Below are 11,675 nucleotides of genomic sequence, written 5' to 3'. Positions count from 1 at the left end.
ATCTTGCGGGCAAATCGCTTGACCGAATCGTAGCCAGCGCTAAAGCTGGTCTCGACTTTAAGATCGTACCAGACATAATAGGCGTCCATGCCGCGAGAAAGACGCTCTTCAATAAACTCGCGATACGGTTCACATAGAGATTGCGATGTCGATTGCTGGGGTGGATCGGTCGCAGAACCCGGCGGGCACCCTTACGGTTAAATTGCCGGTTTTGGCTGGCCGCCCCCGTTTGATTAAAAAACCTCGCGCTTTGATGTAGCCTCTCACCGTATCTCGGTGAATCCCTAGTCTTTTTGATATGTTGCGAATGGACTCCCCGGCGATAAATAGAGCGACGATCTGTTCTTGCTGCATATTTGATTTCCTGTTCATCTGGCCTCCTCTTTTAAAGTGAGGTCAGTTCAGGTCATCAAAATTGCCTAATTTCAAGTGCCCATAAATTGCCTAATCTGGGTGCCCGTCGACATGATGCAGGCAGGGTATGTTAGCACCCACGCAACAGTTCTTCAGTATGTCACAGGGGTGTCGACATCAGCGGAATCACCTGCCAACATCAGCGGAATTTGCATAATGGCGCTCCCAAGCGTGCAACTGTCGAACTATTTATTTTGGGAGGTTAAAACGTAACGCGTTTGTTTATGTGATCCCAATCTTGTTATGAGGCCATGTTGTAAAAGCGGTTTCATAACATAATGTGCACCAGGCACCGTGATTTTTAAAGAGGACGCAATATCGCTAATGCTCAATTGCCCTTTCTCACGTAGAATGTTTAGAAGCTTCTCCTGTCGCATAGTTAATGATATTGGCTTTTTATCGACCATGCCAATGGCCGTGATCCGTTTTTCGATCCGCTCTAATGTCTCTAAAATGGTTTCTGCAATAAATTCTAGCCAGCCGCCGAGATCCTCTTTTTCAACCTGACCCCTTTGCAGATTCTTGATATAAAATTCTCGGTGTTCCAGAAGGACTTCATCCAGTGCAAATATGTGTAATAGATCAAACCCCTTGCGGTACAGTTCCCATGTGGCAAGAAGGCGGCCAAGTCTTCCATTGCCATCTCTAAAAGGATGGATCTCAACGAATCTTAAATGCAGAATTGCTGAAGAGAATATAGCCGGTAGTTGCTTTGCCGGTTCATTCAACCAAGTCAGCAATCCCTGCATCAATTTTGGGACTTCTTTCCAATTTGGGGCGACGTGCAGACCTGCTCTTACATTCTGCTTTCTATATGATCCAGCTGGCCCTTCATCGACAGCCCCTTCGGCTAAAATTGCATGTAGTTTAAATATGTCGGCCTCTTTCACGATGGCATGCTTTTCCCATTTCTGGATCCATGAAAGAGTCTTGATGTAGTTCTTCGCCATTTGGACATCGCGACCAGGATACCCAATGGCCTCTTTTCCTTCCAGTAACCCCTGAACAGCTTCCAGCGACAGCGTGCAACCTTCAATCGCCGTTGACCCCCAGACAAGCCTTGCACGCGCTTCTATAACCAGCGATGGCACCCAAGGAACTTTTATGAGAGAATTCTGCACCCGTTCGCGCACAGCGCTTATCTGTTCCAGAAGCTTATAAAGATGCGCGGTTGGCTGAAATATTGGCTTGTAAATATTCATCTTGCATAAAGTTTACATAAAGTCCTTCATAAAGTCAAATGAAACCTAAAAGAGCGGCGATGAATAACGAGGGCGGAGCGAGCGAGATGAAAATGGAAGTATAAGCTAATTAGGAAAGCCTGCCCCCAAATACTGAAATTGAACTAAAGAACTTGGCTGAAGCGGTGATGAAAGGCGGAGAATCAAAGACGATCCTTGAGACTATTGATGTAAAAGAAAAACGCGAGCGCTTACTGCGATACCAGATCAAGCAGTTCAAGGCGTTACAACAGGAAAAAGTTTATGCTCTACCGGCCACGATGAAGGAAAAGTTCAAGAAACTGACTGACATCCTAAGAAAGAAGCCCAATGAAGCCTGTAACGCTCTAGCTAAGCTGTTCCCCGAAGGCCTGAAGATGAAGTGGGCCGTAGATAAATGGGAGATTGCGGGGATGATGGCGATGGATAATAAGGGCGGATCGAGCGAGATGAGGCTGGAAGTGAAATAGAATCAAAGCAGAAATGATTTAGCCATAAGGCTTGAAATAAATCGGGAAATGATTCATAAAGGAGAACATATGTATCAGGCAAAGCCATTTTTGAAGTGGGCGGGGGGTAAAGGGCAATTACTTGAGCAATTTCAAGGTCATTTCCCTAAAGAGTTAAACGGCAAAGGCATCATAAAACACTATTATGAACCATTTTTGGGTGGCGGTGCTGTTTTCTTTTGGGTGATGCAAAACTGTAAGATTGAAAAGGCTTATCTTAATGAACTTAATCCTGAAATTTATCTCTGTTATTCAGCGATTCAAAAGGATGTGGGGTCGGTCATCAAACATCTCAGAAGCCTTGAGGATAAGTATCATAAGATGAACGGCGATGAGCAGTCGAATTTTTATTATCAGGTCCGCTGCGAGTACAATGAAGTCAGTGGAACCAATAAATCAAAACAACTTAGTCATAAAGAAATTCCCACCAGAGTGGCAAAAACGATTTTCCTAAACCGCACCTGTTTTAACGGCCTTTATAGAGTAAATGCCAGTGGGAATTTTAATGTTCCGTTTGGACGGTACAAAAACCCTTTAATTTGCAATGAGGAGAACTTGCTTGCCGTCAGTGAATTGCTTCAAAAGGCAGTCATTACAAATGAAGACTTTGCTGTAGTGAAAAAACAAATTAAGCCCAATTCATTTGTGTATTTTGATCCCCCGTATAGGCCATTAAATAAGACCTCTAATTTTACTTCATACATGGCTAATATATTTGATGATGGAGAGCAAAAAAGGTTGGCTGGACTCACTAAAACCCTAAGCAGTAAGCGTGGGGTTAAAATTATGCTTAGCAATTCGGACCCAAAGAACGAAGACCCGAACGATGATTTTTTTGACAAGCTTTACGAAGGATTTAATATGATTCGTATTAAAGCTAAAAGATTAATCAATTGTAACGCTTCGAGGCGTATTCACATAAGTGAAATCCTTGTAACAAATTACTAAGGGTGTTTGATGAAATACTTAGAGATCTACAATGAGTTGTTGAAATGTGGTGATGCAGATAGTGTTTTTCGCTACGTCATTGACAACCTGAAGCCGTCACTCCTCGTCTGGTCGTATTTTGTAAATTGGGATAAGGTCTTCGGAAATGTCAAAGATGTCGAGGTAAATTTAAATATCCTAAATTATTTAATTGGTAAGAGTGATTTTGAAAAAGAGTTAGAATACCTTCTGAAAAATCATCCAGCCGTAGCCTCTACCATCCCATTGCTTGTTGTAAGAGATGGGTCTAATACCAAAAACTTCAGTATTTTAGCCGACTACTCAAAGAAGAGATTTGTTTACGAGGAGTACAACTTTGATATTACCTCGGTCACTGAGAGTGACATTAAGAAAATTATAACTTTTGTGGACAAATCGGGGTTAAAAAGGCTTTTCACCGAGAAGAGGATCAAAAACGTAGTTGATTACGTAATCGGTGTCGAAGCGGGTCTGGATAGTAATGGTCGTAAAAATCGTTCTGGACATGCTATGGAAGACGTTACAGAATTCTTTATCGCCGATATCTGTAAAAGACATGGCTTGAAGTACCTTAAGGAAGCCAACGCTACTGAAATTATGGACAGGTTCGGAGTGAGTGTGCCCGTTGATAAATCATCAAGGCGTTATGATTTTGTCATTAAGAGCTTGAAGGATCTCTACCTTATAGAGACAAACTATTATGGCGGGGGTGGCTCTAAACTTAAAGCCACCGCCGGAGAATATAAACAGCTTAATAATACTATTAAGAACGCGAGTTATAAGTTCATCTGGGTCACTGATGGTGTTGGATGGAGAACAACGCATCGGCCTTTACTGGAAACGTTTAACAACAACGACTACCTCCTTTCTCTTGCCATGCTTGAAAATGGTGTGTTGGAAAGAATAGTGGTTGACGGTTTATGAATGACAATTCTGAAGAATCCTTTGAAAATGAAACCACTACTGTCTGGTCTTTCCCTAAGCGGGGCTCATGGGCCACACACAATCCAAAATATAGGGGTAACTGGGCGCCCCAAATACCTCGTAATGTGATCTTAAAATTTACGAAGGAGAGCGATCTTATACTGGACCCTATGGTTGGCGCTGGGACAACCCTTATTGAGGCCAAACTTCTTAATCGGAATGCCATAGGTATAGACATTAATCCCGCCGCAGTAAAACTGACTAATGAGAACTTAAAATTCAAGGCTGATAATAATTCCAAACAAGACTGTTATGTGGGGGATGCTAGAAGCCTTAAGGGAATTACTGATAACTCGATTGACCTGATTGTAACTCATCCCCCTTATCTTAATATAATCAAGTATTCCGAAGGTAAAATCGCGGATGACGTTTCAAACATAGGCAGTCTCAAAAAATTTTTAATGGTATTTGAACCTGCGGTGAGAGAGTTTTATCGAGTTCTTAAGCCCGATCGCTACTGCGGTATCCTTATTGGTGACACTAGAAGGAAGCGCCACTTTGTACCCATTGCCTACAACCTGATGCGACTTTTCTTAACTAATGGGTTTATACTTAAAGAGGATATCATAAAGGTTCAGCACAACTGTCAGACAACACCCAAATGGCGGTCTATGGTTGAAAAATACGACTTCTATCTCATTATGCATGAGCATTTATTTATTTTCAGGAAGCCCCATGACGATAAAGAAAAGGAGAGTTTTATTGAAAGTTCATTATAGGCGATGTCAGTATTTTATTGATTATGGTAACTGGTCAGCGAATTTATTTATGATGTGAAGCAGAAATAGCTTGACATGGTTTTGCAGGGGAAACGTCATTGGATTTTGTTTTTTGAACATCGCATTTGCATGCTCCCTAAAGCGAGCACAGACGACTCCCCTTCAACACAAAAGCCAGCATCGACATTGCGCCCTGTCTTAGTTATTTTCGCCTTCTGAGAGCGAAATATGGGCTTCAAAACCAGTATTCAAAAGCTGTGGTGTAAGGGGGTATGGTTGTTGAGCACATCAATATTGAAGAGGCTCTCGAAAAGGTTGGGCGCCTATTGAAAGAAGAGAAGGATATTTCCCCAGCCCTTCGTGCCGCCATTGAAGTTGTCATGCTTCTAGTTTCCATCCTGGCAAGTCGTATGGGGCGCAACAGCCGCAACAGTCATAAGCCACCGTCGCAGGATCCGAATCGATTGCGGAAAGCAAAGACCGAAGGAGATGATCAAAAGCGAAAGCCCGGCGGACAAGCGGGGCACGATGGCTGCACGCTGACAAAGATAGACACGCAGGATACTATTACAGAACTCTCTATTGATCGGCGCACACTTCCAGGCGAAAAGAAAAACTACCGGAACGCTGGATACGAAAGCCGGCAAGTCTTTGATGTGCAGGTCAAATTGCATGTCACTGAATATAGAGCTGAGGCATTGGAAGATGATTGTGGAAATCGGTACGTTGCGACATTTCCCGAAGGTGTTACCAAGGCTGTCCAATACGGTTTTGGGGTAAAGGCAGAGTCGGTATATCTCTCACAGTTTCAATTGATTCCGCTCCTGCGAGTGCAGAATCATTTTACGGATCAAGTCGGGCTGACAATTTCCAAGGGCTCAATCTCGAATTTCAACGAGGATGCCTTTAAGCGGCTTGAACCATTTGAGGCGTGGGCCCGCGAAAAACTTTTAAAATCCCCTCTCAATCATGCAGACGAGACGGGGATCAACATTGGCGGCAAGAAGGTCTGGCTCCACAATCTTTCGAAAGGGCAGGTCACGTTGTATCATGCTGATGAAAAACGTGGGAAGGAGGCGATGGACCGCATGGGCGTGCTTCCCTTTTACACAGGCTATCTCTGTCATGATCATTGGAAATCCTATTATAGGTATAAGGATGTCGTCCACGTGCTCTGCAATGCACATCATCTTCGGGAGCTCACACGAGTGATCGAAGAAGATAATCACTTGTGGGTGGGGCACTTGAAACAGCTGCTGCTCGATCTCAATAGGGTGGTGGCAGCCGCAAACGGGGTGCTTTCAAAAGAAACGATCGCAGGTTATTGCGAGCAATATAGGGAGATCCTGATGCAGGGAGATAAGGAATGTCCTTTGCCAATGCCCAGGGAATCAGGAAAACGCGGGCGGCAGAAGAAAACATTTTCTCGCAACTTGCTCGAACGGTTAAGAGACTTCGAATCGGACACCCTGCGTTTCATGACCGAAGCTATTGTGCCCTTCACAAATAATCAGGGTGAGAATGATTTGAGAATGACCAAGGTGCAGCAAAAGATTTCGGGTTGTTTCCGTTCGATGGATGGCGCCAGGGTTTTTTGCCGAGTGCGCAGCTTTCTATCAACCTGCAGAAAAAACGACGTGAGCCCAACAGAGGCGCTGCGCGGGCTTTTCCAAGGACAAATTCCCTCATTCATGGCTGAAAGCTGATATTCGCTGACCAGTTACCGGTGTGGTTTTATTCCCTATTGGCAGAATTAATCGACTTTCTTGTGACCTCCCCCCCCGTAAAACATATTCCACTTTGTCCACGATGGCACGGGTATGGGTCGTTCCTCAGATACTCCGGAATCCTAAGGAAGGACCCAACCTATACCGAGCAAGTTCACCGAAGGTAAACGCGTCGAGGGGTCGAACCCTTAGGGTTCAGACGGTCAATCAGGGTTCCGAGTTAGTTCTGACGTGATTTTCAGAAGTGGCGAAACAGAGAGCTTGCGTCCTGCGCGACCAGTAGAATAATGACTCTCGCGAACCACCGTCCCTCATACATCAGGACGAGGGTTTGACGAGTTGTCATTCAGCGCTCCCTGCGGGGGCACCCTCCGGCTCTCGTCTTCGGGTACTTCCTCGGCCACCCGCTTGGCGGGTACCCGGCCTCGGTCGTCGAACAGGTCCGCCTTTGGCGGACGTTCGAACCCAAAAGCAAAAAAATGGCGGCAACCCTAAAGGGTCACCGCCATTTTTGCGCTCCCAGTCAGTCACTACGCGAACCCCATAGTAGAACCGATTTATGTCGATATTGATATCAGGGTTACATAATGTCGGTAGTTATGAATAAATACCGACGTATTGTAAATCGAAGTCGTAAGCAAAATTATACTCGACATTCCACCGCAATATTGGTATTATTCAACCAATATGAAAGCGACATTGGTCTACTGGCACAAGGCCCGTTTACATGTTGGAAATGGAGATTTACGATGTGAGTAAATCTGCAAGGTATCCGGAAGGCGTGAAATACGGGCTCATATTGACTGAACCTAAAACTGGAAAACAAGTCCTTATGGATAATCATCATCCAAAGGGGCCTCATATACATATAAACGATCAGGAATTGTCGTATGAATACATTGATGAAAAAAAACTGATAAAGGACTTTAAAAAACTGGTTTTAATAAACATGGAGGTGAAGATATGAAGCGCTTAATTATATCATTAAAGACATCCGATGAAGTTCTCGATGATTTTGCAAAAGCCTTTAAAAGGGCTAAAAAAAAGAAAGCTGCTGAACCTCACTACGAAATCAGTTTTGACAGCAAAAATGACTTTGATCGTTTTGTGAAAAACATCTACATCTTAAAATACATTTTGGTTTTTAAGCCAAAGTCTATCTACGAACTAGCCAAGATTATCAAGATAGACGTGTCTAATTTAAATAAGGTTATTCTTTTCTTCGAAGAAGTTGGAGCTATCAAGGTCAGGACGACACAGGTCTCAGGGCGCGAAGTGAAGACTCCTATTGTTCCTTATGATACGATAGAGTTCAATCTGGCGGCGTGATGCTATATAAAGAGTAAGCGGTGGAGCGTAATGCCCCACCGCCCCTCAGCCAGAAGTTAATCAACACAGATGGCTTTTAGCAAATCAGTAGCGAGTATTTTGCTGAGTTGATTAAGTAAGGATGCATTCTCTTGACGTCCTTCTTTCCTCAGTTTGTAGGCAGCCGATTCTATGCCGGCAACTATCACTCTGAACAAGAAGTCTCTCTTTGATGGAAGTGTTGGGCATTTTTCATCGAAGAAGAGGACACGTTCCCGATTTGAAAAATATAGTTGCCTGCCGTTGTCGTACGTCATTAGTCCGTTCATGTCTATTTTGGCTGTAGTCCATTCACACATCGAATAGTAGCGCGATTTCCATGCCTCGGAAGCAACTTTGATCGTAAGGACTTCGTTCTCCAGCTTAAGCTGGTTACCGAATCGACACATTGGCTCTACCTGTGGATCTGAAGGAATTGTCATAATATCGCTCTTAAAATTGGATACTTCGATTCTATTTTTTGTTGTCATTTTATTCTCCCTATTTTTTTGGTTAACAATAACTCATTAAAGGAACCTCTGAAAAATTGACCGTTCGTGGTGAGCTTGTCGAACCATAAACGGTCAAAGTGTTGAAATGTAAGAGCTCGTCCTTCGACACGCTCAGGACGAATGGTAAATAATTCAATTTTTCAGAGGTTCCTAAACAATTTTTTGAATACCTATGTGATCTGGGGACAAACCCCATAAGACACCTCCTCGTTAAAAAATAAAAAACCCACCAGTTGAGGTGGGCTTCAATGCAGAAAATAAAAAGCCCACATTTAGCGGGTGGGCCATGTTAACCGTTTATACAAAAACTTAATGGACCACTCCGCCTCCATTCTTGTGATGGCTATGCGGTAGATGCGATGTGATCCGTAACATATTCATTTTCATTACCTTTGCGGTCCTTATATACTTACTCGCATAAAATGTTCAAGCTAAATCTGCTCTTTCACTTTTCAAACCCGACTTTGGCTACAGTTTTCAAAACCCACATATATATCATTAAAGGGATATGGCTTCGACTATCAGGGGCACAGTGTGCAAAGTATAAATGCGCCACGAAAGGTTAAAATTGAGCATGTATGACAAATATTGGCGCTCCTTAAGGCGCAATAGTAGAACCTTATAAAACTGTCTGTAAATATTCAACTGATTCGGCTTTGCTGATGTTTTGAAAATATATTGGCTTTCCTTCAAATTCACAGGTGTTTTCTTGTGTTTCATTAAATACGATCCCAAAGGGCGATTTCGGATACGCTCGCAAAAAAGCCTTCATACCCGATGGGATTGAACAGTCTTTTAAATTCGATTTCACTTCAACCGGTACCGGTACCCTGTTTTTGATCAAAATAAAGTCGACCTCTTCTCCTTTTTTGGTTCGCCAAAATCTGATTTCCATATTCGGCTTAAGTTGCCTGTACATGTGTAGGAAAACAAATGTCTCATTTAGTGTTCCCTTGTCTTCTCTAGCAGTAAACAGTCTAAAATCCTTTACTAGGCAATTTCTAATTCCGATATCGAAAAAATACGATTTAATGGATTTCTTCAACTCGTTTCCAAGGTTGCCTGAGAAACTGTTTAGCATGTGGCATACATAAGTTTGTTTCAGTATTTCCAGATGCCTTGAAACTGTTGGCTCGCTGATCCCTACCTCTCTTGCTATTTCCGATTTTACAACCAGAGAGCCCTGATTGGACGCAAGCAGATAGAGCATGGTATTGAAACCGCGAATATTTTCTTCCCTGATCAAACTTTTTATATCCTTTGTTATGTAGGTGCTGACAATATTTTCTAGGATGTTTGATCTCTGATCATCTGTTTTGCAGTGAGCAAGTTCAGGAAGCCCTCCCCACTGCAAATAATCGCCGATGTTTGTCTTTGGAATCTGCTCTATCTCAGAAAGGGTCAACGGAAAGATCATCGTTCTATAAAACCGACCCGCAAGGCTTTCCTTCAAGTGTTTGTGAATCTCCATCGACGATGAACCTGTCGCAAATATCTTTACCGGTGCCTTTTGATCGTATATGGCCTTAAAAATCTTCGAAGCGTTTTTCAGATAATGGAATTCGTCGATAAAAACGACATCGCCGCCTGACAGGATCTGATCGATGACAGATTGTTGATCGCCGGACAGCTTCATCAGGTCAGCGCTTGATTCCAGATCATAGAATGCGGTTTTTTTGCCATCTTTTTGGGCTATCTCCTCGATGTCATGCAATAGCGTTGTCTTTCCGACCTGCCTCGCCCCAAGCAGAATCGAGATCTTCGGTTCCGATAATTCCGCTTCTAACCTTTTGATTATGTTGCGGTTTATTTTCATAGAACCATTCTAACATGGTGGTTTAGAATAGTATAGAAAAATTTTAGGTATAATGAAGGAAAAAACACTTGACAGGTACGAACCCGTGTACTAGTCGATGAGTACATATGGAGGACGGTTGGAGAAAAGAATTAATTGAACTTTTTGCTTCCGCAAAAACCAAGGTGGAAATCAAGGAGTTATTATCAGTGCTTCTGACACCAAAGGAGTACGAGGAACTGGCGAAGCGCTGGCAGATTGTAAAGAGGCTTATTGAAGGAGTTCCGCAAAGGGAGATCAAAAAAGAGCTGGGAGCCTCGATTGCCACAGTGACGCGAGGATCGAGAGAAATACAGTATGGAAACGGTACATTTCAAAAATTCTACAAAAGGCTTGAGGTTCGCCAAACCCGCTAGCATTTCTCTATCCATCATTACCGATCTTCACATCTGGTGGGCGTAAGCCCAAATGCATCCAATTAAAATCTGTTTGTTCGTTTATTTTAATCAAAATTTTAAGGAGGTATTTTTATGTCTACAAAATGCATTACTCGGGAAGTGCCAACGATGTACGCAAAGCCGCCATGCTTCCCTTTCGATGACGGTACTGGCAGATGTGCTGGCTATCGATCCGATGTGGAATGCGGCGTTGTGATTTCTAATGAATCCAGCGATGAATTTCGCAAAGTAGCGGCAATGTCCGGGTTTACTTATGTGTTGAGTGAAGAAGATGTTTTTAGATTCTATTGCGCCAAAGGCATCGCCGAAAAAGAGATTGCTTCAAGAACAGGCATATACGATTCTATGGTAAACTTTATATTTGGACGCGAATACATAGAGAAAGTTATTCACGACAACGAACTGATGAAGGTAAAATATCACTTCGATTATTTTCTCGCAAAAAAACATTATGACAGTCTGAATCTGCGCGCCCTTAGAAATAGGGCAAAACAATTTGTGGAACGTGCCCAAGACCTTGACGGAAAAACACAGCCAAGAAGACCATCTCTTTTTGAGGTCGATTCTCGTGGCCGTTGCCTATTCAAAGACAGACATGGTTTCCCGCTTTGTGGGCGCTAATCTTATTTGTTTCAGGATAGCCGGAGAGGGCAAGCATCCTCTCCGGTTTTATCTGACTGACGCGGTATGGATATTTGGAATGGTATTTGGGGTCTATTGCCTATCGGATTCATCTTCACTGTCATCTGCAAGACCGGCAAGAAGAAGAAAGAAGAGAAGGAGCCGGAGAAGATAGCGATTACTCCCAAGAAGGAACTGCCTCGCAAGAATCTTTATGAAGATGAAGGCTCCCCGTGGATTCACGGGGAGTGGTGAAACTCTCCACTGTTCCACTCCACTCTAAAAGGTGGTGGACCAGTGGAGCGTCTGAAAAAAACTCCCCACCGCTCCACCTGACTTTAGGTGAAGTGTGGCAGTGGAAAGTTAGTCTTTTACCGTCCTAGCCGTCCTTACCGTCCCAAGG

14 protein-coding genes are annotated in these 11,675 nt (G+C 43.3%); 10 read left to right on the top strand and 4 right to left on the bottom strand.

What is annotated here, in order from left to right:
- Positions 1 to 129: 129 nt before the first annotated feature.
- Complete coding sequence (locus tag COV46_07595) at positions 130 to 372, bottom strand: hypothetical protein (GenBank protein ID PIR16658.1); 243 nt, start codon at positions 370 to 372, stop codon at positions 130 to 132.
- A 227-nt stretch (positions 373 to 599) separates the two neighbouring features.
- On the bottom strand, positions 600 to 1,616 hold the full coding sequence (locus COV46_07590; protein PIR16657.1) for a hypothetical protein: 1,017 nt from the start codon (positions 1,614 to 1,616) through the stop codon (positions 600 to 602).
- Between the two features lie 167 nt (positions 1,617 to 1,783).
- On the opposite strand from COV46_07590, the gene COV46_07585 reads away from it, so the two are divergent.
- The 7 genes from COV46_07585 to COV46_07555 all read left to right on the top strand — a co-directional run bounded on the left by COV46_07585 (position 1,784) and on the right by COV46_07555 (position 7,868).
- Positions 1,784 to 2,104 (top strand): hypothetical protein, encoded by a 321-nt coding sequence (locus tag COV46_07585; GenBank protein ID PIR16656.1) that lies wholly within the window; start codon positions 1,784 to 1,786, stop codon positions 2,102 to 2,104.
- A 48-nt stretch (positions 2,105 to 2,152) separates the two neighbouring features.
- Positions 2,153 to 3,091, top strand: a complete 939-nt coding sequence (locus tag COV46_07580; protein ID PIR16655.1) for a modification methylase — start codon at positions 2,153 to 2,155, stop codon at positions 3,089 to 3,091.
- A gap of 9 nt (positions 3,092 to 3,100) precedes the next feature.
- Complete coding sequence (locus tag COV46_07575; GenBank protein PIR16654.1) at positions 3,101 to 4,033, top strand: restriction endonuclease; 933 nt, start codon at positions 3,101 to 3,103, stop codon at positions 4,031 to 4,033.
- The gene (locus tag COV46_07570) at positions 4,030 to 4,812 is read left to right on the top strand and encodes a site-specific DNA-methyltransferase (GenBank protein PIR16653.1); all 783 of its coding nucleotides are present in this window, start codon (positions 4,030 to 4,032) and stop codon (positions 4,810 to 4,812) included. The genes COV46_07575 and COV46_07570 overlap by 4 nt, the downstream gene beginning before the upstream one ends.
- 272 nt (positions 4,813 to 5,084) lie before the next feature.
- Positions 5,085 to 6,518 (top strand): IS66 family transposase, encoded by a 1,434-nt coding sequence (locus COV46_07565; GenBank protein ID PIR16652.1) that lies wholly within the window; start codon positions 5,085 to 5,087, stop codon positions 6,516 to 6,518.
- A gap of 757 nt (positions 6,519 to 7,275) precedes the next feature.
- Complete coding sequence (locus tag COV46_07560; protein PIR16651.1) at positions 7,276 to 7,506, top strand: hypothetical protein; 231 nt, start codon at positions 7,276 to 7,278, stop codon at positions 7,504 to 7,506.
- Positions 7,503 to 7,868, top strand: a complete 366-nt coding sequence (locus COV46_07555; GenBank protein PIR16650.1) for a hypothetical protein — start codon at positions 7,503 to 7,505, stop codon at positions 7,866 to 7,868. The genes COV46_07560 and COV46_07555 overlap by 4 nt, the downstream gene beginning before the upstream one ends.
- A gap of 56 nt (positions 7,869 to 7,924) precedes the next feature.
- Here the strand turns inward: COV46_07555 and COV46_07550 are convergent, their stop codons facing one another.
- Together COV46_07550 and COV46_07545 are read right to left on the bottom strand one after the other, a co-directional pair.
- Positions 7,925 to 8,377, bottom strand: coding sequence for a hypothetical protein (locus tag COV46_07550; protein PIR16649.1), 453 nt, complete (start codon positions 8,375 to 8,377; stop codon positions 7,925 to 7,927).
- 640 nt (positions 8,378 to 9,017) lie between these two features.
- Entirely contained in the window at positions 9,018 to 10,214 is a 1,197-nt protein-coding gene (locus COV46_07545; GenBank protein ID PIR16648.1) for a hypothetical protein, read from the bottom strand.
- A 107-nt stretch (positions 10,215 to 10,321) separates the two neighbouring features.
- Between COV46_07545 and trpR the strand changes: the two genes are divergently transcribed.
- From trpR to COV46_07530, 3 genes are all read left to right on the top strand, one after another.
- Positions 10,322 to 10,609, top strand: a complete 288-nt coding sequence (gene trpR / locus COV46_07540; protein ID PIR16647.1) for a trp operon repressor — start codon at positions 10,322 to 10,324, stop codon at positions 10,607 to 10,609.
- 150 nt (positions 10,610 to 10,759) lie between these two features.
- Positions 10,760 to 11,272, top strand: a complete 513-nt coding sequence (locus tag COV46_07535) for a hypothetical protein (protein PIR16646.1) — start codon at positions 10,760 to 10,762, stop codon at positions 11,270 to 11,272.
- Between the two features lie 66 nt (positions 11,273 to 11,338).
- Positions 11,339 to 11,527, top strand: coding sequence for a hypothetical protein (locus COV46_07530; protein PIR16645.1), 189 nt, complete (start codon positions 11,339 to 11,341; stop codon positions 11,525 to 11,527).
- Positions 11,528 to 11,675: the final 148 nt, after the last annotated feature.

Source organism: Deltaproteobacteria bacterium CG11_big_fil_rev_8_21_14_0_20_49_13, from assembly GCA_002796305.1.
Taxonomy (GTDB): Bacteria; UBA10199; UBA10199.
The sequence above is the reverse complement of the archived record's forward strand: the minus strand, read 5'-3'. Positions and strand labels throughout refer to the sequence as shown.